This window comes from Microcoleus sp. POL10_C6 (genome assembly GCF_036701585.1).
Classification (GTDB): Bacteria; Cyanobacteriota; Cyanobacteriia; order Cyanobacteriales; family Microcoleaceae; genus Microcoleus.
In genome coordinates, this window is the sequence record NZ_JAUBRB010000038.1 from 18,115 (window position 1) to 44,300 (window position 26,186).

Here is a 26,186-nt window from a genome sequence, read left to right on the forward strand (position 1 = left end):
TACTCGTTAACAGGCTATGCCTGGGAAGCAGTTATAAAACTCGCATTTGTAGGGTGCTATTCGGCGCACCTGCGCTGAGTCCTTGAAAATATTTCTTGTCCCCCCCTTATTAAGGGGGGTTAGGGGGGAGCTAGACTTTGACCCTACAAATAATAATTATTTAACTCCCGCAAACAAACCCTGCCAGTCTCCGGGAGAACTGCCATTTTCCTCCTCTTTCACCTCAAAAGTAACCTTGCAAGCTTGCGGTTGTTCCAAAGCCTCCACGCACAATTCTGCAATATCTTCCCGACTGACTTTGCCCCTAATATTGTCTCCTTGCTCAAATATTAAAGCTTTGCCTCCCGGTTCTTCAGTTAAAGCGCAAGGTCTGACAATAGTATAAGGTATGCCGCTCGATCGCACACAATCTTCCCCTTTCAACTTCCAAGTCAAAATCCCCCCCAACATATCATTCATCCTGACTGCCGGCGGTTCTTCTTCCAAGTTAATTCCCGGGCGGCCAGGGCGGGTAACTCCTGCCGAACTCACCATCACAAATCGCGGCAAAGTCTGTCCCCCATAAGCTTTAATAGATTCTAACTCCAGTTGAAAAATACCCGGTGTAAATTTCGGGTTGAGCGCGCCGTCATATTCAAACTTGCTCAACATTAACTGAAAAGAAAAAATACTGCTGCCATCAAATTTAGAGCCATCCTTAACAGTTTTCGCGCGGAATACTGGAATTAACTCATCAAAAGGAACGGTGATAGTAATCCAGGTATTGTAAACAGTATCAAACGAATAGCAATAGCCAATTCCATCCCATTTAGCTTCGTTGCGAACAATCAATTTGTAGCGCTTGCCGTCTCCTTTGACGCGCAGGTGGAGGCCGCTAAATCCTGTGAGATTGAGCGGAGGATCAAAGTTGCGGGTACGCACCGAAGCAAAGCCACCCGAGTTGGCAGTAGAAACATTGCCTGTGAATATAGCTGTATTGTCTGTCAGCCGGATCGAACTTTCGCTAGTGCCGCCCATCACGATGTCGTCCAGGGCCCCCCAAGTTTCTTTTAAATCTTGGCTGGGTTTTGTGAAGTCAAAAATTGTTTTGTCGCCTGGTTGAATTAGCTGGCGGCGAACAGCTTGGACTAAATTATTAAGGCCTTTGTATTCGACTATTTCGGGAACATCCACAACTTCCGGCATATAAAATTTGATGCCTTGATAATATTTTTCCCGCGTTGGGGTGTCTCCTTCTATCGGTTGAACTTTAGTGCCGGTACAGCAGATAACTGCTTCCACACCCTCGGTTACTAGCGGTGTTAGCGTCTCTGCCAGAGTGATATCTCCTTCGACTAATTCGACATTATTGCCGAGAATTTCTGTTGCTCTTTTAGCATCTCTGACGAGGCAGCGTACTTTATATCCCCGCTGTTGCAGCCGCTTAACAACTCGTTTCCCGACGCCGCCGGTAGCACCGGCTACCAGTATCAGTTTGGGTTGGTCTTTTTTAGTTTTGCTGCTGCTTCCCAAGAGTTGTTGCAGCCAGCTAATGCTGCCAATGAAGGGAATGACGCCGAAATAAGCCAAGGTTTTGAGAAACCGGCCGGCATCCCATTGGGCGGTCTTTTTTTCAGTCATACTAGCTTCCTCTGAATTGGCTCAAATCTACTTAGCTGCTTTTGTATTTTAATCGAATTTTCGATTTTTGAATTTGGGCGATTCCCTACCATTCGGGATAGCTTCGCTAGCGCGGACTTTGTTTACTTGACAATGGGTGTGGGATGAGTTTGGCTCAAGGGAATCTCAATAATCAACTCGGTTCCCTCTCCGGGGGCAGAAATGCAAGTCAATTTGCCACCGTGTTGTTCTACCGCAATTTCGTGGCTAATCGCCAAACCTATCCCTGCACCTTTGCCTACCTGTTTTGTGGTAAAAAAAGGCTCAAAAATTTTCTGGCGAACTTCTTCTTCCATGCCCCAACCGTTGTCCTTGATCCGAACTGCTACGGCTTTTTCTCCGGGACAAAGTTCAGTCATGATCCGAATTTGTCCGTACTTAACTGGCTCTTCTTTGTCCCCGCCGTGGGACGATAAATTCTTGTTGATAAAGGCCTCTTCGAGAGCATCAACTGCATTTGTCAGCACATTCATAAATACTTGGTTGATTTGAACTGCGTAACACTCAACCAAAGGCAGAGAACCATATTCTTTGATGAGATGAATTGCGGGGCGATCGGGCTTCGGTTTGAGCCGGTTGCTCAAAATCAATAAAGCGCTGTCCAATCCGTCGTGAATGTCAACTGGTTTAATCTCTGCTTCGTCAATTCTAGAGAAGTTTCGCAGCGACTGAACTATCTCGCGGATACGGTTAGCTCCTACTTTCATTGAACCCAGTAACTTCGGTAAGTCTTCAACTATAAACTCTAATTCAACTGCTTCTATTTGTGCTTGAATTTCTGGCGAAGGCGACGGATAGTGCTGCTCGTAAAGCTGCAATAAATTGATCATTTTTTGACTGTATTCATTAGCATAGCTAAGATTGCCGTAGATGAAGTTAATCGGGTTAGTGACTTCATAAGCAACCGCCGCCACCAACTGTCCCAAACTTGACATTCTTTCGCTTTGCACCAATTGAGTTTGCGCCCGCTTCAGCTCGGACATCGCTGTTTTTAAATTAGCAGTTTTTTCCCGTTCTCTGGCGACTGATGCTTCTAGTGCTGTATTTAATTTTTCGAGTTTATCGACTTGGCACAGCACTATATTAATCATTGCTTTTCTCAGTTCCAATGCAGCGTCTATTTCGCATTGTTTCCAAGGCAACGATTTGTACCTGACATTTTCTTTCCACAGCTCGAAGGATTTCCGAGGAGACAGTCGAGGGTTGCCATCTTCATCGGTTTCAACTGGTTTGTTGGGGTTGCCCGCCCAATTCACCGTCTTAATTACTTCCGGGCGAAACCACAAAACGTATATTTTCTGAGTCGGCGATATTGCTATAGCCAAACACCCGCTGGCTGTGTCTTTCAATTCCTCAGCTTCTGGATAGCATTGGGTGAGCGAGTCTGTATAAAAAATTTCTTTATTTAAATGCTTTTGCACCCACTGAGTTAAGTATTTGAGGGATTCTCCGTGAGGTGTGTGCCCTACTTGATAGCAATTGTCTCCAAATACTATTGCGGCTCCCTGCGCGTTGACTGCTTCTAGCAAATTATGCTGACATTTAACTAACACTTGTGACAAGTTGTCGGACGTGGATATGTCTTCAAAAATCTTGGTTTGAATCGATTTTAAGTGTAGTTTGTAGTCGTAGTCTTCGTTGCCTTCTTTTGATTGCAGTTCTAAGGACATTACTTGCCCGATAAATTCGCAGGCGGCGCGCAATTCATAGTTAAGGTGTTTTGGTGTATAGTTGTGGCAAGCAATCAATCCCCACAGTTTTTTGTCTTTGATTAACGAGATTGACATCGAAGCTGCAACGCCCATATTTTGGAGGTATTCTATGTGAATGGGAGAAACGCTTCTCAACACGCTGAAACTCAGGTCTAGGGGCTGGGGGGTAACAGCATTGTTTCCTGAAACAACGGGGACGGGTTGATAATTAATATCTGGGATTAACCTCAGCCAATTTAACGCATACAGTTGTCTGGCTTGTTTGGGAATATCTGAACTAGGGTAGTTTAATCCCAAGAAAGGACTTAGATTTTCTGCTTTGTCTTCAGCGATCACAGCGCCGTTGCCTTCGTGGTCAAATTGATAGAGCATAACTCGATCAAAACCAGATATTTTTCTGACTTCTTCTACAGTTATTTGAGATAATTCTTTGAGAGTTTGGGCGCTTTGAATTTTGCTGACGGTGGCTCTCACTGAATGATAAAAGCTAAAAACAGAAAGATTTTCTGGGTTGGTGGCTAATTCTAATTCGACCATCAATACTTTTTCTACTCGGTGAAGTATGCAGTCAAATTCTAAATATTTACCTGGGTTCTTGACAACAGTGAGTTTAATGGGATTAACGGTTTTTAAGTTTTCATTAAGCAAACAAAGCTTGAGTTTTTTTAATTGAACTCGATTGAATAATAAGCTCAAATTTTTACCGATCGCACTTGCTGCATCAATTCCTAACAAATCTTGCGTATTTTCGCTGACTTGGACTATTTCTAGTTCAGGTTCTCGTACAACAAGTAGCACCCCGTGTGGCTGAATGTGCCCCGATAGGTGAATTGGTTCTCTGTCGCAGTTTGTCAAGTCAACTTCTTCGAGTGCGGGAATTGTGATTTGTTGATCCATTTGCTTTGTCTTCCGCTGTGAAATTTGGAGAGGGTTCTATTGATTTGAGATTTGAGAGCAAATTGGCTTTTCCATAATAATCTCATATTGTTCGATCGCATAATGGCTCGATCCCTTGACGGACACGGAGAATCAATCACCCGATACTCAGCGAATCAAAAATGATTTAGTCGAAAACCAGCCTGCAGTATGTGTTGCTGTTTAAGCCGCCTCAGCGTTCTAGAATTTTTACCGACTTGGCTCTTCTATACTATCCCTTCCCGATGTTAATTATCATAGCAATTGTTGCCATTCTTCAAGTATGTTTAATAATTTCCCAAAACTTTAATATTTGTGGTAAAATTTTGCCTGCTGGAAAAGGGGGAGAGAAATGCGTCTCCAGAGCGACCTACTTACTGAAATATTAAGTTAAGGTAAGGGTGACAAGATCTGAAAGTCAAGTCACGCTAAGCTCTTTAAGTATACCCAACAGGCCCGACAATTAGACTGATGATCGACTTCAATACAGTTACTGAATTTTCTCATACCTACTGCATAGCTATCTGTGCCTTTTTAGTTCCGGCAAACTTGCTGACTACTTTGCATACAGCGATTTTGATAGGACTAAACCGACCTCGAATGCAAATTTGGGCGTCTGTCGCTGTGGCCAGCCTTTGGGCTACAGCAATGATATTTCACGTTTTTACCTGGTTCGCGATCGGGGTAGTAATGCCTCCGACATACATCTTGCTAGTTATGGCAATTACTTGTCTGACAATTAATGTCTGGGCGATCGCTCATCCTGCAAGCATGATGCAATTAATTCGAGTTGCGGTATCAGTTGTTAGGGGATATTTCAGAAGGAAGAAGGATGTAGTTGTCTAAGAGAGACAGATATAGCTATCTAGAACTCAACAAAAAATGGCAGGGGGTAATGTGAAAAAAATCAGGGAAAATATGGGCTTCAGAAGAGTTTGTCGGAAGACAAATCGTGCTTCTGAGGGCTGAGTTTTCAGCGCTTATTCCGGTTCGCGATCGCGACAATCTTCTGCTTCCGGGCCACGGGGATGGATCGTGCAGTTGAGCAGGTAGCCGCCATCGCTTCTGCCGTAATAGTAGCGGCATCCGATGCAAATTGCGGGAGGTTCGATCGCACTTTGGTAAACCGGATAATCCGCAGTCGCCAGCAGCGAAAAGTCCCGCTGCGTCTGAACATTCCCGATAATAGCGCCGGAGAGTTCGACAGCTTGGCGGATGTTTTCGATCCGGGTGTAAGGCGGCAGGTAAATGTCAATACAAAGGCGTAGACCCTGGCTATCCTGATCGTGGCGGGTAATAGTGCCTCCGAGCAAACCGACGCGCGAAGCGATAGTCGAGGAAAATTCGCTCAGGGAGGTGCAGTAACCGGAGAAAACGTGAATATGTTCGTCCGTAGTAGCTCTCACCGTCAGGCGAGTGGGAATTCGCAATCTCAGGTAAGCGTCGAGTTCGTCAAAAACTGGTTCGGCGATTGATAGCATTTGGTTTGCGTCTTCGTGCTTGAGCCCAAAACCCTTAGAAACCTTTGACACAAGGGCTACTAAAATATCAAAAACTTCGCTTAAGAGGGATTGTAGCCTGCTATCAATGGCGATCGGACATTCTCTCAGCAGCTTTAAATAATCCTCCAAACGATGAGCAATGCGCTGAATGCTGCTAAATCCGAGCATAGCTGCTCCCCCTTTAATCGAGTGCGAGGCTCGGATGAGCTGGTGTATTCTTTGGGGATCTGGCACGGTATTTTGCAGATCTTGCAAGCCTGGTTCGATAATTTGGATCTGTTCTGTGGCTTCTTCGATAAAGTAGCCGATGATCCGCTGTAGTTGTTCTGGCAGCATAATTTTATTCTCCTAAAGGCAACCGAGTATTATTAGTCATTACTCAAACCTTTGATAGTCCTGAATCGATATTTCACCGATCAGTTATTGGGATTTTTAAGCCCTAATTTGTTTTATTCTGACTCACGGCAACTGTAGTGGCAATGTCGAAAACTGTTAACTCTTAACTGTTGACAGTAATTTTTTTTGCTCCGACGGTAGCGGTTGCTACCCCCAACAGCAGCACCCCAGCACCTGCGAGTACCGCCGGCCCAGGCACTTCCCCAAACAGCAAATAACCCAACCAACTCGCCCCAACCGGTTCAAACAAGATGGCAAGAGTTACCAGAGTTGGGGAAATCTGCATTACGGCCCAGTTCAAAATGGTGTGGCCGACTAACTGAGGCAAAGCGGCCGTTAACAAAATATAAAAATATACAATGTCGGGGTAATTAGTATAAGTAGTGCCGAAGGCGAAGGGGAGAGGCAGCAGTACGATCGCAGCAACAGTATAGGCGATCGCGATATAGCCACCAATTCCCAGTCCCCGCCGCTGAGCTTCCCGGCCCAGCAGCAAATACAAGCTGACAGCCCAGGAACCAGCCATAGCGAGGAAATCGCCCAGCAGTTGGCTGCTGCCAGCATCCGCTGCGCCCGCACTTCCCACAGCGATCGCCATTCCCCCAGTCAGGGCTATAGTAATGCCAGCGATCGACATTTTGCTGAGTTTTTCCCCGAACCAGAAGCGCGACAACAGCGCTACCCAGACAGGATTAGTGGTGACAAGGGCCGTCGAGGCGGCGATCGAAGTATAAGAAAGTGAGGTAATCCAAAGGGCAAAATGCAGGGCGAGACACAAACCCGCAGCAGCCGCATAGCGCCGAGCTCCCGGTTGCAGGGCGTTCCACTGAATTTTCCGCCAAGCCGGAAGCAGAATTAAAGCAGATAAAGTCAGACGAGAGGCCGCGAGCACCAGACTGAAACCCAAACCGCCCGCCCCTGCTGAAAAGTTAGCCAGCCGAATTAAGATTGAGGAAGTTGAGACGGCTAAAACCCCAATAATTAACACTAGGGCGATCGACCAATTAGGCAGTTGTTTCGGAAGATTCATTTTTTAGGCATTGGGCATTGGGCATTGGGCATTGGGCATTGGGCATTGGGCATTGGGCATCGGGCATCGGGCATCGGGCATTGAGAAAATTTATATAGCAATTTTCACATAATGCTGAACACTTTCTGAAGACTTTCTCTTCCCTTCTCTTCTCCTCTCTTCCTTCGCGTCCTTCGCGTCTTCGTTGTTCGTTAAAAAAAAACCGCTCGCCATTCTTAAAAAATTCCCATATCCAAGAAATATTAATGTATAGTAGGGGCAGGGCGGGTTTATGAAATTGTATATTACGGGCAATTATTGTTTGCGAACCCGCCCTACAAAATTCAACATCAAACAAGTCCGAATCATCTCGTTTCCGGTTGCATCGGTATTATTCAAACAGTTAACAGTCAACAGTTAACAGTCAACAGTCAACACTCATTCCGGTTCAGCCGGAATTGATATTACAATTTATAACTATCTATGGCTCCTACAGTTTTGATTACAGGCGCTTCTCAAGGAAGCGGCAAAGCAACAGCAATTTTATTTGCAAGTAAAGGTTACGATGTAGTGATGGTAGCTCGCCAGCCAGAGAGATTGGCAGCAGCAGTGGCTCAAGTGCAGCGAGAAGGCACTTCCGCTGTAGCTATTCCGGGCGATGTCGGCGACATTCATCAAGTGCGCGCGATCGTCCAAAAAGCCCTAGATACCTGCGGCAACATCGATGTTTTAGTTAACAATGCTGGCATTTGTCTCACGGGGGCGATCGAGCAAACTACCTCCGAAGACTGGCAGCAATTAATGAATACCAATTTTTGGGGATGCGTTAACACAATTCAAGAAATTTTGCCACATTTTTTGCAACGAAAAACAGGGACAATAGTCAATGTTGGTTCCATTGGCGGCAAAATGCCTTTGCCTCAAATGACTGCTTATTGTGCGAGCAAATATGCAGTCACCGGTTTAACAGAAACTTTGCGATTGGAATTAGCGCCTCAAGGTATTCACGTTTGCGCCGTGCATCCGGGCTTGATTAATAGCGATTTTTTAGAAAGAGCTCAATTTCGCGATCGAGACGAACCCGCAGTCGAATTGCGCCGCCAGCAAATGAGCAAAATGCTGAAATCTGAGTGGGCAACTCAGCCAGAAGATATTGCTAAAGCTATCTGGGATGCTGTGAAAAATCAGCGTGCAGAAGTTACCGTCGGCCCTGCTTTTTTGGCATCGGAAGCTTATCGGTTGTTCCCCGGTTTGATGCAGTGGGCAATGGAAAAGGGCAAGTTATAATCCTAAGTGGTAATGGATAATTGGTAATTAGTAAAGTACCCAGGGCGCACCGGAAAAATTATTAGTAACGCGCCTGAGTCCTAGGGGTCCCTCCACTTGAATATATACAACTCAAGAAAGAGAGTGTTAAACCCGGCCCGAACACTATAATGGCAAACAAACCAGGAAACACCACCATGCAAATCAAAGCACTAGCAGCTAAAAAAACAGGGGGATTGCTTGAAGAATACAAATTCGATGTCGAATCTCCAAAAGTACATGAATGTCTGATAAAAGTCTTAACTTGCGGCATTTGTCACTCTGACTTGCACATGATTGACAACGACTGGGGTCAATCAAAATATCCCCTCGTTCCGGGCCACGAAGTTATCGGAGAAGTGGCAGAAATAGGGCCGCAAGTGACTCACTTAAAAGTGGGCGATCGCGTTGGTGTCGGCTGGCAAAGGTCGTCTTGTTTGCAGTGCCGCGACTGCTTGCGCGGTAACGAAAATCTCTGCGATGAAAATCAGGGATTAATTGTTACGGGCCCGGGCGGTTTTGCCGATTATTTGATGGTAGATTCCCGGTTTGCTTTTCCTATTCCCAAAGGCATCGATTCCAAAATAGCGGGGCCGCTGTTGTGCGGCGGAATTACGGTTTACGCCGGTTTGCGGAATGCGGGGATGAGTTCAGGGCAAGAAATTGGCATTCTCGGCATCGGCGGTTTGGGACACATGGCGGTGCAATTTGCGAAAAAATTAGGCAACCGCGTTACAGTTTTTACTACTTCCCAAGATAAGGCAGAATTTGCAGAAAAAATGGGGGCGGACGAAGCTATTGTAGTAGGAAAAGGCGAAATTCCTCAAGCGCCTAGCAGCAAATTAGATATTTTGTTGAGCACTGTTCCTGCTGCTTTAGATTGGGTTCCGTACATTGATTTTCTCGATTCTGACGGGGCGCTTGCTTTTGTGGGAGTTCCCGACGCACCTTTGAGCATTCCCTTGTTTCCGTTGCTGACAAAGCGGCGCCGAATTATGGCTTCGCCGATCGGCGGTCGCGCTATGATTAATGAAATGCTGTCAATTGCAGAGAAGTTTGGGATTGAGCCGATTATCGAAGTTTTTGCGATCGCACAAGCGAATGAAGCAATGCAGAAAGTCCGCGACAATCAAGTGCGCTATCGCGCAGTTTTGACGGTGAGTTAGATAATGCGTAATCGGTAAGGTGCGCCTAGCGCACCCTACTAGAGATATATAAGCAACGACTTAAAGCAAAGAATTAGCATTAATAAAACGACCGTTTAAATCGGCTGGGGTCACATTCAAAACAGTACCCAACAAAGCATTAGTAAAACCAAATCTAATATTAGTAGCTTCTACACGGCCGTTGCCATCGGGATCGAGACTTCGCTGGGAGATGCCACCCTTGGCTAACAAACTCGTTCCACCGGCTATACTTGCAGGATCGATCAGCAGCAGTCTCGGATCGTTCAAGCTATAACTTACCTCTTCCAAGGAGATATTGCTACTGGTAAATGGCACACTAATTCCAATCGAATCGTTAGACTTATCAAAATCCACAATTACCGCGTCAGGAACTTCAATACCAACTACTCTAATTCCCGCTTGATCGACTCGCAAAACAAATACATCGCTACCTGCACCACCTTGGTAAATATCGACATCTCTGTCGCCAATTAAAGTATCATTACCGTCACCGCCCACTAACAAATCAACACCTTGTCCTCCGCGCAGCAAATCATTTCCCGCACCCCCATCAAGGAAATCGCTATTTCTATCTCCTGTCAAGAAATCCTCGCCAAATTCTCCCAAAACATCGTCATCATCTTTGCCACCGTAAATAGAATCACTGCCGACACCACCTAACAGACTGTCTTTACCATCGTTACCGAAAATCCGCTCTGCATCTGACGAGCCCCTGACAGTATCATTGCCGCCCACCATCCAAAGTCCCCCAGGAAAACTAGTAAGTTGTCCTGGTGCAAGTGTAATATTTTCAGGAGAATTGTCTCCTACCAAACGAGGGATGTCTGAATTATCTGGGGTGAGTACCATAATTGTAAACTTTGTGCGATGTGAGCATGGATATTGTGCAATATTCTACAGCTTATTAGGGTGCGCCAGAACACAGTTACTTCCTGACTCGCGATCGAGAAATCGCGGCCACACCCTACTAGACAGCTCGATCGCTCCATCTTGGCACAAGCCTGATGGAAATACCCTAGATTAAAATAAAAGTTAAAATTTGAGCCGATGCCAATTATCTTAGTTGAAGACTTGAGCAAAGTTTATCCGGTAGCGATTAAAGAACCGGGGCTTAAAGGAACAGTGCGACACTTTTTTAGTCGCACTTACCGCAATATCAAAGCAGTTGAGGGCGTTTCTTTCAGTATTGAACCGGGGGAAGTCGTGGGGTTTCTAGGTGCTAACGGTGCGGGCAAAACTACTACGCTGAAAATGCTGACTGGTTTGATTTATCCCTCGGCTGGTACTGTGAGAGTGTGCGATCGTACTCCTTTCCGTCGCGAAGCCGATTTTCTGCAAAAAATAACCTTAGTGATGGGGCAAAAACAGCAGTTAATTTGGGATTTACCCGTGCTTGATTCTCTGGGAATCAATGCCGCTGTCTACGGCATTCCCGATGCAGATTATCGACGGCGAGTCGGAGAATTGACAGAGATGCTGTCACTAGAAGGCAAGCTAAATCAGCCGGTACGAAAGCTTTCTTTAGGCGAACGCATGAAAGCTGAATTGATGGCGGCGCTGCTGCACCAGCCGGAGGTATTATTTTTAGATGAACCGACTTTAGGTTTGGATATAAACGCACAGTTTAGCGTCAGACAATTTCTGCGAGAATATAACGAGCGCTATCAAGCAACGGTGCTGTTGACGAGCCACTACATGGCTGACATTACTGCTTTGTGCAAGCGCGTTTTGTTAATCCATGAAGGGCAATTAGTTTATGATGGCAGTTTGGACGGATTGCTCGACAGGTTTGCACCTTATCGGGAAGTTCAGGTAAAATTAGCTAAACCGCTGGCAAAAGATAGTGCTTTTGCTTACGGAGAGGTAGAATCTATTGAGGGACAATCGGTACGGTTTTTAGTCAAAAGGGAGGAGCTGACGGTGAGTGTGGCGAAGATTTTGGCGGAGTTGGAAGTGATAGATTTGACTGTTACCGATCCGCCAATTGAAGAGGTAATTGGTAGAGTTTTTCGCACTGGAAAAGTGTAATGTTTTTGGCTGGGTTCATTCTCCATAGCAGGCAAGATGCCTGTTGCACTAGAATTATAAAGTAGAACAGGCAAGATGCCCGTTCCACTAGAGATTTAATGTTTTTGTGGAACGGGCTTATAGCCCGTTGCTAACACCTAAAAATTGAACAGGCAAGATGCCTGTTCCACGAGAGTTTCCATGTTTTGTGGAACGGGCTTATAGCCCGTTGCTAACCCCAAAAAACAGGCAATATGCCTGTTCCACTATAAATTCAATGTTTTGTGGAACGGGCTTATAGCCCGTTGCTAACACCTAAAAATTAACTCTAAAATTGATATGAACAGAATTGTGAAAATTGCTAAAACTTTGCTAGTTACCTACTACGCTTATATGCTCGAATACCGGGCGGAATTGTTTTTGTGGGCGCTGTCGGGAGCTTTGCCGTTTATCCTGATGGGTGTTTGGATGCAGGCGGCAGAAACTGGTCAATTTGGGCTGAATTCGCTCGACTTTGCCCGTTATTTTTTAGCAGCTTTCATTGTCAGGCAAACAAATGTAGTTTGGGTGATTTGGGAGTTTGAAAAGGAAGTAGTGCAAGGCAGGCTATCTAATAGATTGTTGCAGCCTCTAGATCCCGTATGGCATCACTTTGCATCTCACGTTTCCGAAAGGTTTGCGAGGCTGCCGTTTGTATTGGGATTAGTGCTGCTGTTTTTTGCACTTTACCCGCAGGCTTTTTGGCTGCCGAGTTTGGGCAGGTTTTTGCTGTTTTTGTTGGTTATCGTCTTGGCTTTTTGCTTGCGGTTCCTGATACAGTATACCTTTGCGCTGTTTGCTTTTTGGCTGGAGAGGGCAAGTGCGATCGAGCAATTCTGGTTTCTAATTTACCTGTTTTTATCGGGACTTATCGCGCCGCTAGAAGTGTTTCCTGCACCCGTGCGCGAAGTAGTTTTGTGGACGCCTTTTCCTTATTTGATTCATTTTCCCGCTTCAATCTTGATCGGATTGCCCGTAGATCTAGGCCGCGGTTTGTTGGTAATGTTGGGTTGGAGTGCGGTGTTTTTTGTGTGGAATCGCTGGCTTTGGCGGCAGGGCTTGAAACAGTATTCAGGCATGGGAGCGTGAATTACCCAGGGCTGATGCTACAGTATTCCTCATATGCGAGAATAGTTATAAATCAAGTGGGCATTCAACTCACTTAATTTGTGCGTTTTCATCCCCTCGCTTCACTCTTACGGTTTCGGGCGCGGGACTTCCCGCTTGTTAGTTAAATAATAATTAAAAATTATAAAAGTTTAGATTCCGTCCTAGTATAATACTAATCCTTTTGTCAAAAAGACTTAGGTGAAGCACCGTATTTACCTCGATCGCACACATCATGCAAAAATGCAATCGCGAGTATTCGACAATTGCATAAACCTCCATTTTTTGTATATATAAGTACAAAAGTTTACAATAAACTCTTATATTAATTAACCCAACGACTGATAAACGGGATAAAAGAGATTCTAATGACAGCCAAAAAAAACCTCATTGTAATCGGCAATGGCATGGTAGGTCACAAGTTCCTGGAGTTAATGGTGAGCTCGGATGCTGCCAAACACTGGAATTTAATTACTTTTTGTGAAGAACCGCGCGTTGCTTACGATCGCGTAAACCTCAGCGGATTTTTCTCTGGCAAAACAGCGGGAGATTTATCTTTAGTTGCACCGGGATTTTACCACACAAATGACATAAAGCTTTACATCGGTGACAAAGCAGTCGCCATTAACCGGGAACAAAAAACAGTCTCTTCAGCCAACGGTTTAGAAGTTCCCTACGACAAAATTGTTCTCGCGACCGGTTCCTATCCATTTGTGCCATCAATTAAAGGCAAAGACGCTACAGGAACTTTTGTTTACCGGACAATTGACGACCTGGAAGCGATGTCCGATTACGCTAAGAATTGCAAAAGTGGTGTAGTAATTGGCGGTGGTTTGTTAGGTCTAGAGTGTGCTAATGCTCTGCAAAATATCGGTCTCAAAACTCACGTTGTTGAGTTTGCCTCGCGGCTGATGCCCGTGCAAGTTGACGATATGGGCGGTGCAATTCTCCGCAGCAAAATAGAAGATTTGGGTGTCTCGGTTCATACCAGCAAATCTACCACAGAAATTGTCAGCGAAGATGGCAAAGTTACTAAAATGCTGTTTGCTGACGGTTCGGAATTGGCAACAGATATGATTGTGTTTTCTGCTGGCATTCGCCCCCGCGACGAAATTGCCAGAAGTTGCGGTATAGAAGTAGGAGAACGCGGTGGCATTGTGATTAATGATAGCTGCCAAACCTCCGATCCTGACATTTATGCGATCGGAGAATGCGCCCTGTATCAAAATCGCATCTACGGCTTAGTTGCGCCTGGGTATACAATGGCAAGCGTAGCAGCAGATATTTTGAGCATTGTAGCGGATGACGGGCAAGATGCCCGTTCCACAAGCACTTTTACAGGTGCGGATATGTCCACTAAACTCAAATTATTGGGGGTGGATGTCGCTAGTTTTGGTGATCCTTTCCCCAAGTCGGGCGATGCTAAAGAAATTGTTGTCACTGACACATTCCAAGGCATTTACAAAAAATTAGTTTTAAATCAAGACGGCAGCCGGATTTTAGGCGGAATTCTCGTGGGAGATGCTTCGGCTTACGGCACTTTGCTGCAATTCATGCAAAATGAAATTGCTCTGCCTCCGCATCCCGAAGATTTGTTAATGCCACCGCGAGAAGGGGGAGCACCGGCCGGCTTTGGAGTAGACAGTTTGCCGGATTCGGCTCAAATTTGTTCTTGCAATAATGTTACCAAAGGGCAGATTTGTGCAGCGATTCGCGATCATAATTTAACCGATGTTGCCAGCGTCAAGAAATGCACTCAAGCTGGTACGGGCTGCGGTGGCTGCGTGCCTTTGGTGACGGATATCTTCAAGTCGGAGATGAAGAAAGCTGGGTTTGCAGTCAAAAATAATCTCTGCGAACATTTTGAATATTCTCGTCAAGAATTGTATCATTTAGTGCGCTCTCAAGAAATTAAAACTTTTGAGGAGTTGATTGAAAGACACGGCAAAGGTAAGGGTTGTGAAATTTGCAAGCCTGCTGTTGGTTCGATGCTGGCTTCTACTTGGAATGACCATATTTTAGAGAAGTCTCACGTCGGTTTGCAAGATACGAACGATTACTTTTTGGCAAACATTCAGCGCGACGGTACTTATTCGGTGGTGCCGCGAATACCGGGGGGAGAAATTACGCCGGATAAGTTGATTGTTTTGGGTGAAGTTGCCAGGGATTTTGGGCTTTATACTAAGATTACTGGGGGGCAACGGATTGATTTGTTTGGAGCTCGCGTGGATCAATTGCCGCATATTTGGCGTCGGTTGATTGATGCGGGATTTGAGTCGGGACACGCTTACGGTAAGGCTCTGCGTACTGTAAAATCTTGTGTTGGTAGCACTTGGTGTCGTTTTGGGGTGCAGGATTCAACGAGTTTGGCGATCGAGGTTGAATTGCGTTATCGTGGTTTGCGATCGCCCCACAAGCTCAAATCTGCTGTCTCTGGTTGCACTCGCGAATGCGCGGAAGCTCAAAGCAAAGATTTTGGGATAATTGCGACAGAGAATGGTTGGAATTTGTACGTGTGCGGCAATGGTGGTATTAAGCCACAACACGCGGTTTTGCTGGCGACGGATATCGATAAGGAAACGCTGATTAAGTATATCGATCGATTCTTGGTTTTCTACATCCGCACCGCCGACAGATTGGAACGCACTGCTACTTGGTTGAACAAGCTTGAGGGCGGGATTGAATACTTGAAACAGGTGATAATTGAGGATTCTCTGGGCATTTGTGCTGAATTAGAAGCGCAGATGGAACATTTAGTGAATACTTATCAATGTGAGTGGAAAACGACGATTGAAGACCCACAAAAGGTGCAGCGGTTCCAGCATTTTGTGAATTCCGATTTGCCCGATCCGAGTATTGTTCGTGTTGCGGAACGGGGACAAACGCGGCCGGCTAACGAACATGAAAAATCTTTGGTTGGAGTTTCGGAATAACCCTTCCCCAGCCCTCCCCTTGCTAAGGGGAGGGAGTAAGATAACCCCTCCCCAGCCCTCCCCTTGCTAAGGGGAGGGAGTAAGATAACCCCTCCCCAGCCCTCCCCTTGCTAAGGGGAGGGAGCAAGATAACCCCTCCCCTTGCTAAGGGGAGGGAGCAAGATTTGATCTTTCAGGCTGTGTCTGGGAATGAATTCCCGGAGGCTAGGCCTGGAAACCTACCTTCCGAGGCCTAGCTAAGGAACGAGATTGAAGTAAACTAACAGGAAAAGAAAATGGTTCAATCATTACAAGTTTCCGATACAGTAACAACTTGGGTAGATGTGTGTTCTCTGGATGCGATCGCCCCTTATACTGGAGTTTGCGCTTTAGTTAAAGGCGAACAAGTGGCGATTTTCCGAGTGGGAAACGGGGATGAAGTTTATGCGCTTAGCAATTACGACCCGTTTAGTAAAGCTTTTGTTTTGTCGCGGGGAATTGTGGGCGATCGCAACGGCACTCTCAAAGTTGCTTCTCCCATTTACAAGCAAAACTTTAGTCTCACTACCGGGCAATGTCTAGATGATGAAACGGTAAAGATTCCTACTTTTGCGGTTCGGGTTGTAGTCGAGCGCGTCCAAGTAGCTGTTAGTTAGATTCAGCGGCTTAATTGTTCGATCGCCATCCGCCACCACCTAACATTCCTGTGGGTGCTGGCGGATTTTGCATTGGGGCCCTCCCGACTCAGTATTTTTCGTCTAAAATAGAGTCGATTGGCTCCATACTCCAGCATCGCTCAAAAAAATCTCAACTAATATCCGAGCTGATGGGAGGATTGTCAATGCAAACAAACTTCAGCGAGCAGGGTATCGGTATGTTGTTAAAAAAACTTGTTTCCGAAAATAATCCCCAGACGGTAGCAGAGTTAATCCATGCCCAACTCAAAATCGGTCAACTGACTTGGGGCGAACTCAACATACAAGTTTTCGGCCAGCACTGGCGGGACGAATCTTTGCACGAAGTCCTCAGAGAAATTGCAGCTAAGCTCGACAAAGAAACAGCGAGCCAAATTATAGAATATCTCACAGAGCAAAACGGTCAACAAGCAAAATTTATTAATTTGTTTTTAGCAGCGCAATGCCTGTTAAAAGTTAAAAATGATGTTAATAAAAAAACCGCCAAAAAACTGTTAAGCGCTTTAAAAAAGTTATCGCAATACGGTACGGGTTTCCTGATTCTTTATCAAAGCGCTCAAGAGTTGCAGGAAACTTATCAAATTCGCAATCGATCGATCGCCGCGATCGCCCAAACTTGGAAAAACGACCCGCAAACCCTTCCCTGGTTGAAAATACTCGCTCACTCCACCGACTGTGGCGAAGTCCGATCCACAGCAGTCGAAGCAATAGCCCGTGGTTGGCCAGACCAGCCAGAAATTTACCTGATGCTCAAAAACCTCGCCAAATCCGATGGAAGCTGGGCAGTGCGATCGACCTGTGTGCGAGAAATGGCTTCTGGTTGGCCCGACACGAACGATACCTTGCCGCTGCTGACTGCCTTGGCTCAGTTTGATCAAAGTCCCGCAGTTCGCACCGCAGCACTCGAACAGTTGGCCTCTAATTGGCCCGATCGCACAGATACCTTGCTGCTGCTGAGAAGCGCCGCCGAATCCGACGAAAATTTGGGAGTACGAGTCTGTGCGTGGCAAGAAATAGCCAGAGGTTGGCACAGCCTTTTAGGCACCGCCTCCCTGCTCAAAAACCTTGCCCAGACAGGAAGTTCTATCCTGCGAACCGTAGCGGTGCGGGAGTTGGCAGCAGGCTGGCCCGCCGCAGCCGACGTTTACCTGCTGCTGAAAACCCTAGCCGAATCCGACAGCAGTAAAGAAGTGCGGACAGCAGCCTTAGAAGAATTGGCCTCGCACTGGCCCGATGAACCAGACATTTACCTGCTGCTGAAGACTAAAGCCGAGTCCGACGCGAGTTCGAGCGTCCGGCGCTCAGCAGTGCAAGCAATTGCCTCTGGCTGGCCTGGGAACCCCGAAACTCTGACTTTTTTGAAAAATATAGCATTGGGCGATCGCGACGCCGACCTGCGAGAAATAGCCCTACAACAGATAGCAGCAGGTTGGCCCGACCACCCAGAAACCCTGCCCCTGCTGCAAAAAATAGCTGATTCCGAGGATTACTGGACTGTGCGGCAAGTAGTAGTGGAGGCTGTCGCCGCACTGGCGTCAGGCAGTCTCGAAGTCTTTGGCTGGTTGCAAAATCTCGCCGGGTCAGACAGACACCTGAACGTCCGAGAAACTGCGGTGGAAGAAATCGCAAAACGCTGGTCTCACCGGGGCGAGACGCTGCCTTTCCTCAAAAGCCGGGTCGAGTTGGAGCATGATTCTCACCTGCTGAGCGTGCTGGTGCGATCGATCGTGCGGGGGTGGCCCGACGCCCCGGAAACCTTGTCTTGGCTGAAAATTCAGCTCGATTCTGGGGAAGCGCTAGTGCGGGAAGCGGCGGTGCTTGAACTCGCTTACAACTGGCCAGACAATCCTGAAACTTGGATGCTGCTGGAGGCTAAAGCAGAGGGCGATGAGAGTCCCGCTGTCAGGCAAATCGCTTTGCAAAACTTAGCGCGCGGGTGGACAAATCAGTCTCAAACTTTCGAGTGGCTCAAAAGTAGAGCTCAAAAAGATGAAGATTCGCAGGTGCGGGCGATCGCCCTGGTAGAGTTAATGCGGGGATGGAAAGACGAGCCGGGAATGTTTGAGTTTTTGCGCGATCGAACTTTGAGCGATCCTGAAAATCAAAACGGTTCTTTTCCTTACAATCCCAGATTTACAGCACTCGAAGCGATTATCGAACATTATCCCGAAAATCCGGGAGTTGTGCCTTTGTTGCGATCGCTTGCAGTTTCCGACGCAGAAGAGCAAGTGCGGGCCTTAGCGGGTCGCCGGCTACGCAGCCAAGACTGGTAAGTAGAAACAATCCTTTAGACACCTCGGAAAATTAATCATGCCTGCTCTTATTTCTGGAGTTTGATGAGGCTCCAACTTTAGACGTTTAGGCATAACTTCTCTTCCTTGCACTCTTAACATTCTTTCAGTATATCATTCCGGCGCAGGCGGAAGAGATATTAACAGTTAACACTAGGACTAACTCAAACGAGTGACACTCAAATGAGTGACACTCGAAAAAGTGACTGTGCATTAACAAATCCCACCAGTTATACCTGAAATATCAAATACCAAAACTTAAATGTTGAGAGGAACCAAATTATGTACACCGAAGAAAGAAGCTTGAACAATGAAACTATGGCTCTCGTCGCCGAAACTACTTCTCAATCAACTCTGGCATTTGCTGAAACCACTGCAGGAAACAAACCCACATTACAAAGGGGTTCAACAGGTCAAGCTGTCAAGGAACTACAACAGCTTCTCTATCATTGGGGTTATTATTCCGGGGCGATTGACGGTATTTTCGGCATCCAAGTTCACAACGGCGTCAAAGGCTATCAACACCGCGTCTTTTTACAAGAAGATGGGATTGTCGGCCCTATCACTTGGCAAGCACTATACTCTGGTGCACCTGTGAATATGCCGGTAGTCATGAAGGGCAGTTCTGGTAATGCTGTTAAAATTGTTCAGAATGTCTTGAAAATGAATGGATACTATTTCGGTTCCATTGACGGATTCTTCGGGGCGATGACAGATGTAGCAGTGCGACAATTGCAACTCAGCAAGGCTTTACCGCAAGATGGAATTGTCGGCTACAAAACTTGGCACGCCCTCAGCAAGTTACGGCACTAATGACGGGTGGGATTCATATAAATTCCGGTTGTACTCAGAAAAGATTGTTGACTGTTGACTGTTGACGAGCGGGTCGAAAAACTGAATGGTTGAGTGCTAACTGTTGACTCGATTTGATTATTCCGATGCAACCGGAAACTATATGATGACGTTGGTGTTGGTATTTTGATGCTGTAGGACTTTGTTTCATTTCAGTTGATAATTTAAGCAATATCTAAAGGAGTACGTGTCATGGGTACTAAATTTAAGAGAAGAATTCTCTCAATTGATGGTGGTGGTATTCGGGGTATTATTCCTGCGATCGTTCTCAACTACATTGAAGAGCGCACAGGAAAACGCATAGCAACCATGTTTGATTTTATTGCAGGCACTTCAACAGGAGGAATTTTAGCACTGGGTTTAACTAAAAAGAACTCCGACTCTAGCATCAATCGTGAGCCAGAATATACCGCCGCCGAACTTGTAAATTTCTATCGTAAATATGGAGGAAAGATTTTTAATCAGAATATTCCACTGGATTTTGATGATCTGCTACAACCCAGGCACAAGCCACAAGGTAGGCAAGAAGTTTTAAAGGATCTTCTAGGTGAAGCTAAGATTGAAGACGCATTACGAGAAATTTTTATCCCGAGCTATGATATTGAACTGAGAGTACCAATTTTTTTTACAAGCAATCCGGACGCAGAGGAGATCAAGAGTTTTGATAGCCGGAAAGTATGTACGGGATTCAAAATGTGGGAAGCAGCAATGGCAACTTCTGCTGCACCGACATTCTTTCCACCCTACAAACTCGACACGGGACATCATACCGATGAGGGATATTACGCTTTGGTAGACGGCGGCATCTTGGCAAATAATCCTGCTTCACTTGCAATAATGGAGGCGATGATTTCTTACAAGAAAAAAACTCGTGAAGAACTACACCGTAAGGATACCCTTGTTGTTTCTTTGGGTACTGGCTCACTAACTAAGAAATATAAGTATAGAGACGCAAAAAATTGGGGACAAATCAAATGGGCACTTCCGTTACTTAACGTTTTTCTAGATGGTCAAAGCGAATCTGTTGCGTATCAGCTCAATCAGCTAATGGTGACTAAGGCCGACCAAGAAAATAACAGAAATTACTATCGTTTTCAACTTCCATTGAGTAGCGATAATGGTCACGATAAAATCGACAACGCAAGTCCCAGTAATATTGATCACCTTGAAGAGCGAGCTGAAAAACTGATTGAACACAGTAAGAAAGATTTGGATGAGTTGTGTAAGCTTTTGAAGGAGGAAACTGAACTATATTCTAATCAACCGGACAGTTAAATCGAGATCCGGCTGGAGGATTTTTAATGGGGGTAAGATTTGGTGTGTATTCATTCCCACCACAGGGCATCCCAAACCGCACCGCTTCCCCCATTACCGAACAGCGATCGCAATCCGAAGCCGTTTTGTCCCACATGAGCAACTGTTCCCGAAAAACTTGGTATTGCTTGCCCCGCTGCACGAGACTTGCAGTTTCCGACGCAGAAGAGCAAGTGCGGGTATTAGCTGCTCTCCGGCTTCCAGTGTTCACAATTAACTGTTAATAATCGCTCAAAAGGGCGATCGCATACCGCACCGCTTCCCCCATCATCGAACCACGAACGCGATCGGACGCCGTTTTCTCCCACGTGAGCAACTGTTCCCGAAAAACTGGGTCTTGCTTCGCCCGCTGCACGATCGCCTGACTGATAACTTTCTTTTGAATCTGCTCTGTTGGGATACCTTGCTGCTTCAAATAATCCAACAGCCGCTGCACGCTTTCGGAGAATTTATCCGGCGTCTGAGACATCAAAATAAACGAAATTTGGCGCACCATTCGCTGGTAGATTTCCTGTCTTCTTAGCAATACTTCCTTTTGGCTCGGCTCCGCATTGTTACTAGGAACAGCCAAGTCGAGCAAACTCAAAATTTCAGCGTCCTTGCCTAAAACCTTTTCCAACATATCTGGATAAAGCTCCAAAATGCGATCGCCCAAAATCTTGCCGTTCACCAAACGGTTCGCACTCAGCCGCAGTAAATTTTGTTCTCCCGCCGACTCAAAAAATTGAACGTTAAATTTGAGTTCGTGGCTTTCCAACTCCACCCGACGCAGCGTAAAAACCAAAGCCTCCCAATTAGGAGATTCATCAAAACACACCTTCACAATAGAACTGTCCTCTTGATGCTGCCGCCCCAATTCCCCCGACTCAAAATTGCGCTCGACCGGAAAGCGAGTTGCTGCCACTTTCGCAGTATAATCAAACTGAGTAAAAACATAGCTGCAGTCAACTCGTGAGAGATCGACATCTTGAACTTGCCAATTTTGAATGCAGCAACCCGTAAGCTGCGCCCCCTCCAAATTCGTCCGAATCAAACGGCACTCAATCAAACAAGCTTCTCTTAAATCCGCCTCAGCCAACATCGCATCCATCAAATAAGCGCCACTCAAATCAGCTTTCCGCAAATCAGCACTTCGCAAATTAGCTTCGCTCAAATCTGCTCGCAGTAAATACACTCCTTGCAGGTTAGCTCGCAGCAAAAGCGCCTTCTTAAAACTCGCTTTCAATAAATAAGAACCCGCCAGATTAGCTCGACTCAAATCAGCGTTATCCAGCACCGCCTCAGTCAAATCCGCCCCCGCCAGCACAGCTCGGTGCAAGTCAGCGCCCGTCAGATTTGCCGATCGCATTTGAGCGCCATTCAAGTCAGCTTCAATCAAATTTACACCGAGTAAAATTGCCGATCGCAAATTCGCTTCCACCAAATGCGCTTCCCGCAAATTAGCACCCGTTAAATTAGCACCAACAAGACTGGCGCGGTTGAAATTCGCCTCCATCAATTCCGCCGCCATCAACTTCGCGCCGTCGAGTTTAGCCCCAGCAAAATTAATCTGGTCAGATTTAACTCTTTGAAGATTAGCACCACCCAAATCCGCTTCCGGGAACGCGGCCCAATTGAGTTCTGCTGCTTCCAAACAAGCAAGGCGCAAATCCGCTTTAGCAAGATTTGCCCCGCTCAAATTTGCCCCGCTCAGATTCGCCCCAGCCAGCCCCGCACTGCGGAGATCCGCGCGGCGCAAACAAGCCCCTATCAACTTGGCATTGCTCAAAAAAGACCAGCTTAAATTAGCACCGGTCAAGTTAGCACCAGTGAGGTCTATTTCTCGCAGGTTAACACCGCTTAAACTAGCGCCGCTGAGGTCAATGTGACCAAAGTTGCGCTCTCCCTGTTGATAGCGCTGTAAAAATTCTTGTGTTTGCATTCCGCTGATTGGGGGGCTGGCAATTTAGCTGTTTTAGGACGCGCGGGTCAATAACTTTAACTCTAAGGTGTGCACGGAACACGATCGGGCTAGGCAGGGGGAAACTACCTCTACTACTTACTGCCCGAACTCACGTCCTCCGGGTGATCCGTACCCCCTGTACTTTTATAGATAGCAGCTCAAAGGATTTGTTACGTAAGTTCTCTTTCTACTACCAGCTTGACAGACTTTTGTAACTTCAAGTAGCCGAGTTGATATCTGATACGCTGCCCCGCCGGAGAGTGTTTTTACCTAAAACGCTGCAATTCTTGCTGCAAGTGTTTTCCCCATTTAGTCGCTAGAGGAATTTCTGTAAAAGGAACTTGCACCGCAGGAGCATCTTTCAACAAAAATTCGAGGGCGATTGGACTTCCCGAATTCGGCGGTGACTCTAAATCAACTGCCTGAGAGTTGACTAACAACCGCAGCGACTGCACGTCTTTTAAAGAAAAAGTTTGCAAATTCACAGGCCCGCTGCGAGTAGGTTTTCCCCAAATTAAACTGTCTTCTTGCTGACCGAGTACAGCATAAATATCGTACTTGGCTTTAGCGAATTGTTCGGCCCAGACGCGATAGGCTTCCAGCTTTTGATACTCGTTCCATCCAGCCCAAGCTAGCCCAATAAAAATTGCCAGCAGCGGCAGCCACATTAAACCTCTTTCCATGCAATACCCTTTTTGAAAATACTCGCTTGTTCAGTTTCTCATCTTCTCTAATGATACAATTAATTGAACTCCTCAAACTTGCTCTGCAATTTAAACTAGAAATTAGAGCGATTTTTGAGCGAGCAACAGCCACTGCCGAAAACTACCAAACGCTCGCGTGGGAGATATCCACAAGTCGCAGCAAGGAAAACTGGCGCTGGCGGTGAAAATTGGGTTATTGTGGTGAACACGCCTTCCCTAAACGGACGATCGGCAATGAAAAAGTTTTTCCTTCTGTGCTTATTTTTAATCGGGCTCGGCTGGGCGATTTCTAATTTCCCAGGACTTGCTACTCAAGGCACTTACGACTCGATTGTGCTGGATTTCCGCGAAGATTTGGGTGCTGCTGAGATTGCGAAAGAAGTAAATGCGATCGCCCAACAGTACCAAGTCGCACCGCAACTCAACAGCGAATTCTCAGCGGCAGACAATGTATATGTAGTTAAGGGCGATCGCACTTTGCTAAACGCCCTGAGAAAATCAAATTTGGCTAAAGATACCGAATACATTGAACCGAACTACGTCTATAGCGCTTTCGAGATTCCCAACGACCCCATGTATACCAAGCAGTGGAATCTCCGCAGTATCAACGTAGAATCTGCCTGGAACGAAACCAAAGGCAGCGGCACAACAGTAGCGATAATTGACACGGGTATTACTCCAGTCGCTGACTTAAAAGAAACCAAATTTGTACCGGGCTACGACTTTGTAAACGATCGCGCCGAAGCCTACGATGACAACGGCCACGGTACTCACGTCGCAGGTACTGTCGCCCAATCAACTAACAACAATTACGGCGTTGCGGGCATCGCCTACGAAGCAGCTTTAATGCCGCTAAAAGTGTTAAGCGGCAGCGGTGGCGGCACGGTTTCCGACATTGCCGAAGCGATCAAATTTGCTGCTGACAACGGTGCAGATGTTATCAACATGAGTCTCGGTGGTGGCGGTGAAAGTCAGTTAATGGAAGAGGCGATCGACTACGCCCACTCTAAAGGCGTTGTCATCATCGCAGCCGCCGGCAACTCCGGCGACAGTTCCGCTTCCTATCCCGCCCGCTATCCCCACGTCATCGGCGTTTCCGCCCTCGGCCCCGACGACGAAAAAGCCTCTTACTCGAATTTCGGCGCAGGGGTTGATATTGCAGCCCCCGGCGGTTCAGAAATGGGCAAGATCCTGCAAAGTACGATCGACCCGGAAACCGGCGCCGAAGTCTTTGAAGGCTACCAAGGCACTAGCATGGCTTCTCCGCACGTTGCCGCCGTTGCAGCCCTTGTCAAGGCCTCCGGCATCACAGAACCAGACGAAATTCGCAGCGTACTCTTGCAGTCCTCGCGAACTGTCACTGAAGATCCGTTAAACCATTTTGGTTCGGGACACCTAGACGCAGCCGCAGCAGTTCAGCTAGCCCAGCGCGGACAAATCAACTTCCGCGATTTCTTCCGCTGGCTGCGCGATAACGGCTATCTCAACCCCCGCTTTTGGATTGACGGCGGTGCAGTCGCCCTGTTGCCTAAAATTGCAATGGTGCTCGGTTCTTACCTGCTGGCTTTCTTTATGCGGAATTATTTTCCGTTCCAGTGGACTTGGGGCTTTTCCGGCGGCTTGATGGCTGGTAGTTCTGGGTTCTTTTTCCTGCGGAACTTGTTTGTATTTGACTTGCCGCAGTGGCCGATGCGGGTGATGGGCAGTTCTATTCCCGAACTCGGCGGTGCAATTAATGGCAGCAGTATGCTGAATCCCTTTTTTGCTAGCGTTTTGATTCCGGGGATTTTGATTGCTTTGCTGTTGGGACATCGAGAGTGGAAGTGGATTGCGATCGCAATTTCGATCGGTTTTGCCAGCAGTTTAGCGGTGAATGCTTTTGTGTCTCCCACAGTCTGGGGATTAGGCACAGGTTTGGTATCACAAACATTTTTGATTGTCAATGCTTTTCTGTGTTTCGGACTGGCGCGTTTAGCAATTAAAACAGAGGTGCGATCGGCATGAGTATTACTGTCAAAGGTGAAATTGAACGCAAAGGATTAGGCTCGGGTACTTGGGCATTGGTTGGCCAAGATGGGGAAACTTACGAACTTAAGGATGCTCCTTCTGAGTTGAAAAAAGCTGGTTTGAAAGTGAGTGTTAAAGGTGAAGTCCGCAAGGATGTGATGACGTTTGCTATGATCGGCCCGGTGCTTGAGGTGCAGTCTTTTGAAGTGTTGTAGGTTGATCGACTAATCCAGCTTTCGACCAAAAAAAACCCCGGCCCAAATTGGCTGGGGTTTATTAATCAGGGTGCATCTTTATTTACTTTCCAGTGGCTAGCACGATGTTCGGGAGAAATTTGATTTTTAACGGCAGATGCACGCAGATTAACGCGGATAATTTTTGATTTATTGAAATTTTGCTGTTTTGGCTGCAATACGAAAAAAAAACCCGGCCAAAATTGGTCGGGAGTTAATTAATCAGGGTGCATCTACTAATTTAGTCTCCGGTTCGAGGTGCACCTGTTCCGGACAGTTTGGGAAAATTTGGGAAAATTCGTGGGTTGCGGTGCGATCGCCAAAAAAAAACCCGGCCAAAATTGGTCGGGAGTTAATTAATCAGGGTGCATCTACTAATTTAGTCTCCGGTTCGAGGT

Annotated in this window: 21 protein-coding genes; 13 read left to right on the forward strand and 8 right to left on the reverse strand. The window is 46.6% G+C overall.

Annotated elements, in window-relative coordinates; translation table 11 throughout:
* Positions 1 to 156 precede the first annotated feature (156 nt).
* Positions 157 to 1,620 carry a CIA30 family protein gene (locus tag QUA34_RS20065; RefSeq protein ID WP_333389020.1) on the reverse strand — a complete coding sequence of 488 codons (1,464 nt, stop codon included), beginning with the start codon at positions 1,618 to 1,620 and terminating at the stop codon, positions 157 to 159.
* A gap of 122 nt (positions 1,621 to 1,742) precedes the next feature.
* Positions 1,743 to 4,268 carry an ATP-binding protein gene (locus QUA34_RS20070; RefSeq protein ID WP_333389021.1) on the reverse strand — a complete coding sequence of 842 codons (2,526 nt, stop codon included), beginning with the start codon at positions 4,266 to 4,268 and terminating at the stop codon, positions 1,743 to 1,745.
* Between the two features lie 489 nt (positions 4,269 to 4,757).
* Between QUA34_RS20070 and QUA34_RS20075 the strand changes: the two genes are divergently transcribed.
* On the forward strand, positions 4,758 to 5,132 hold the full coding sequence (locus QUA34_RS20075; protein WP_333083474.1) for a hypothetical protein: 375 nt from the start codon (positions 4,758 to 4,760) through the stop codon (positions 5,130 to 5,132).
* 134 nt (positions 5,133 to 5,266) lie between these two features.
* Here the strand turns inward: QUA34_RS20075 and QUA34_RS20080 are convergent, their stop codons facing one another.
* Both QUA34_RS20080 and QUA34_RS20085 read right to left on the reverse strand, forming a co-directional pair.
* Positions 5,267 to 6,124: an Hpt domain-containing protein gene (locus QUA34_RS20080; protein ID WP_333326158.1), complete on the reverse strand. Its 858-nt coding sequence runs from the start codon at positions 6,122 to 6,124 to the stop codon at positions 5,267 to 5,269.
* A gap of 163 nt (positions 6,125 to 6,287) precedes the next feature.
* Positions 6,288 to 7,214 carry a DMT family transporter gene (locus tag QUA34_RS20085; RefSeq protein ID WP_333389022.1) on the reverse strand — a complete coding sequence of 309 codons (927 nt, stop codon included), beginning with the start codon at positions 7,212 to 7,214 and terminating at the stop codon, positions 6,288 to 6,290.
* Positions 7,215 to 7,676: 462 nt separating this feature from the next.
* On the opposite strand from QUA34_RS20085, the gene QUA34_RS20090 reads away from it, so the two are divergent.
* Complete coding sequence (locus QUA34_RS20090; protein ID WP_333326162.1) at positions 7,677 to 8,480, forward strand: SDR family oxidoreductase; 804 nt, start codon at positions 7,677 to 7,679, stop codon at positions 8,478 to 8,480.
* A gap of 149 nt (positions 8,481 to 8,629) precedes the next feature.
* A complete protein-coding gene (locus QUA34_RS20095) occupies positions 8,630 to 9,664 on the forward strand; it encodes an NAD(P)-dependent alcohol dehydrogenase (protein ID WP_333389023.1) in 1,035 nt (344 codons plus the stop codon).
* 60 nt (positions 9,665 to 9,724) lie between these two features.
* Here the strand turns inward: QUA34_RS20095 and QUA34_RS20100 are convergent, their stop codons facing one another.
* Positions 9,725 to 10,534 carry a calcium-binding protein gene (locus QUA34_RS20100; RefSeq protein ID WP_333326167.1) on the reverse strand — a complete coding sequence of 270 codons (810 nt, stop codon included), beginning with the start codon at positions 10,532 to 10,534 and terminating at the stop codon, positions 9,725 to 9,727.
* Between the two features lie 198 nt (positions 10,535 to 10,732).
* Between QUA34_RS20100 and QUA34_RS20105 the strand changes: the two genes are divergently transcribed.
* From QUA34_RS20105 to QUA34_RS20135, 7 genes are all read left to right on the forward strand, one after another.
* The gene (locus QUA34_RS20105; RefSeq protein ID WP_333389024.1) at positions 10,733 to 11,713 is read left to right on the forward strand and encodes an ATP-binding cassette domain-containing protein; all 981 of its coding nucleotides are present in this window, start codon (positions 10,733 to 10,735) and stop codon (positions 11,711 to 11,713) included.
* Positions 11,714 to 12,031: 318 nt separating this feature from the next.
* Positions 12,032 to 12,820 carry an ABC-2 family transporter protein gene (locus QUA34_RS20110; protein WP_333326171.1) on the forward strand — a complete coding sequence of 263 codons (789 nt, stop codon included), beginning with the start codon at positions 12,032 to 12,034 and terminating at the stop codon, positions 12,818 to 12,820.
* Positions 12,821 to 13,206: 386 nt separating this feature from the next.
* Complete coding sequence (nirB, locus tag QUA34_RS20115) at positions 13,207 to 15,771, forward strand: nitrite reductase large subunit NirB (protein WP_333389025.1); 2,565 nt, start codon at positions 13,207 to 13,209, stop codon at positions 15,769 to 15,771.
* 275 nt (positions 15,772 to 16,046) lie between these two features.
* Positions 16,047 to 16,406: a nitrite reductase small subunit NirD gene (gene nirD / locus QUA34_RS20120; RefSeq protein ID WP_333389026.1), complete on the forward strand. Its 360-nt coding sequence runs from the start codon at positions 16,047 to 16,049 to the stop codon at positions 16,404 to 16,406.
* Positions 16,407 to 16,591: 185 nt separating this feature from the next.
* A complete protein-coding gene (locus tag QUA34_RS20125) occupies positions 16,592 to 18,718 on the forward strand; it encodes a HEAT repeat domain-containing protein (RefSeq protein ID WP_333389027.1) in 2,127 nt (708 codons plus the stop codon).
* Between the two features lie 300 nt (positions 18,719 to 19,018).
* The gene (locus QUA34_RS20130) at positions 19,019 to 19,549 is read left to right on the forward strand and encodes a peptidoglycan-binding protein (protein ID WP_333085942.1); all 531 of its coding nucleotides are present in this window, start codon (positions 19,019 to 19,021) and stop codon (positions 19,547 to 19,549) included.
* A gap of 231 nt (positions 19,550 to 19,780) precedes the next feature.
* Positions 19,781 to 20,863: a patatin-like phospholipase family protein gene (locus QUA34_RS20135; protein WP_333331092.1), complete on the forward strand. Its 1,083-nt coding sequence runs from the start codon at positions 19,781 to 19,783 to the stop codon at positions 20,861 to 20,863.
* Here QUA34_RS20135 and QUA34_RS20140 read toward each other — a convergent pair.
* From QUA34_RS20140 to QUA34_RS20150, 3 genes are all read right to left on the reverse strand, one after another.
* Complete coding sequence (locus QUA34_RS20140) at positions 20,844 to 21,113, reverse strand: hypothetical protein (RefSeq protein ID WP_333331095.1); 270 nt, start codon at positions 21,111 to 21,113, stop codon at positions 20,844 to 20,846. The two genes, QUA34_RS20135 and QUA34_RS20140, sit on opposite strands and share 20 nt — an antisense overlap.
* Positions 21,114 to 21,122: 9 nt before the next feature.
* Entirely contained in the window at positions 21,123 to 22,823 is a 1,701-nt protein-coding gene (locus QUA34_RS20145) for a pentapeptide repeat-containing protein (RefSeq protein WP_333389028.1), read from the reverse strand.
* Positions 22,824 to 23,110: 287 nt separating this feature from the next.
* A complete protein-coding gene (locus QUA34_RS20150; protein WP_333389029.1) occupies positions 23,111 to 23,527 on the reverse strand; it encodes a hypothetical protein in 417 nt (138 codons plus the stop codon).
* Between the two features lie 255 nt (positions 23,528 to 23,782).
* Here QUA34_RS20150 and QUA34_RS20155 point away from each other — a divergent pair, with 255 nt between their 5' ends.
* The 3 genes from QUA34_RS20155 to QUA34_RS20165 all read left to right on the forward strand — a co-directional run.
* Positions 23,783 to 25,552: a S8 family peptidase gene (locus QUA34_RS20155; protein WP_333331104.1), complete on the forward strand. Its 1,770-nt coding sequence runs from the start codon at positions 23,783 to 23,785 to the stop codon at positions 25,550 to 25,552.
* Complete coding sequence (locus QUA34_RS20160) at positions 25,549 to 25,770, forward strand: hypothetical protein (protein WP_333389030.1); 222 nt, start codon at positions 25,549 to 25,551, stop codon at positions 25,768 to 25,770. The genes QUA34_RS20155 and QUA34_RS20160 overlap by 4 nt, the downstream gene beginning before the upstream one ends.
* A gap of 187 nt (positions 25,771 to 25,957) precedes the next feature.
* Positions 25,958 to 26,186: hypothetical protein (locus QUA34_RS20165; RefSeq protein ID WP_333389031.1), on the forward strand; the 229-nt coding region annotated here is incomplete at its 3' end.

Bases quoted from the DNA above. Each gene is read 5' to 3' on its own strand.
- QUA34_RS20125 (WP_333389027.1), top strand. From the start codon at position 16,592: ATGCAAACAAACTTCAGCGAGCAGGGTATCGGTATGTTGTTAAAAAAA.
- QUA34_RS20160 (WP_333389030.1), top strand. From the start codon at position 25,549: ATGAGTATTACTGTCAAAGGTGAAATTGAACGCAAAGGATTAGGCTCG.
- QUA34_RS20145 (WP_333389028.1), bottom strand. From the start codon at position 22,823: ATGCAAACACAAGAATTTTTACAGCGCTATCAACAGGGAGAGCGCAAC.
- nirB (WP_333389025.1), top strand. From the start codon at position 13,207: ATGACAGCCAAAAAAAACCTCATTGTAATCGGCAATGGCATGGTAGGT.
- nirD (WP_333389026.1), top strand. From the start codon at position 16,047: ATGGTTCAATCATTACAAGTTTCCGATACAGTAACAACTTGGGTAGAT.
- QUA34_RS20080 (WP_333326158.1), bottom strand. From the start codon at position 6,124: ATGCTGCCAGAACAACTACAGCGGATCATCGGCTACTTTATCGAAGAA.
- QUA34_RS20130 (WP_333085942.1), top strand. From the start codon at position 19,019: ATGTACACCGAAGAAAGAAGCTTGAACAATGAAACTATGGCTCTCGTC.
- QUA34_RS20110 (WP_333326171.1), top strand. From the start codon at position 12,032: ATGAACAGAATTGTGAAAATTGCTAAAACTTTGCTAGTTACCTACTAC.
- QUA34_RS20095 (WP_333389023.1), top strand. From the start codon at position 8,630: ATGGCAAACAAACCAGGAAACACCACCATGCAAATCAAAGCACTAGCA.
- QUA34_RS20065 (WP_333389020.1), bottom strand. From the start codon at position 1,620: ATGACTGAAAAAAAGACCGCCCAATGGGATGCCGGCCGGTTTCTCAAA.
- QUA34_RS20150 (WP_333389029.1), bottom strand. From the start codon at position 23,527: ATGGAAAGAGGTTTAATGTGGCTGCCGCTGCTGGCAATTTTTATTGGG.
- QUA34_RS20135 (WP_333331092.1), top strand. From the start codon at position 19,781: ATGGGTACTAAATTTAAGAGAAGAATTCTCTCAATTGATGGTGGTGGT.
- QUA34_RS20075 (WP_333083474.1), top strand. From the start codon at position 4,758: ATGATCGACTTCAATACAGTTACTGAATTTTCTCATACCTACTGCATA.
- QUA34_RS20155 (WP_333331104.1), top strand. From the start codon at position 23,783: ATGAAAAAGTTTTTCCTTCTGTGCTTATTTTTAATCGGGCTCGGCTGG.
- QUA34_RS20090 (WP_333326162.1), top strand. From the start codon at position 7,677: ATGGCTCCTACAGTTTTGATTACAGGCGCTTCTCAAGGAAGCGGCAAA.
- QUA34_RS20105 (WP_333389024.1), top strand. From the start codon at position 10,733: ATGCCAATTATCTTAGTTGAAGACTTGAGCAAAGTTTATCCGGTAGCG.
- QUA34_RS20100 (WP_333326167.1), bottom strand. From the start codon at position 10,534: ATGGTACTCACCCCAGATAATTCAGACATCCCTCGTTTGGTAGGAGAC.
- QUA34_RS20070 (WP_333389021.1), bottom strand. From the start codon at position 4,268: ATGGATCAACAAATCACAATTCCCGCACTCGAAGAAGTTGACTTGACA.
- QUA34_RS20085 (WP_333389022.1), bottom strand. From the start codon at position 7,214: ATGAATCTTCCGAAACAACTGCCTAATTGGTCGATCGCCCTAGTGTTA.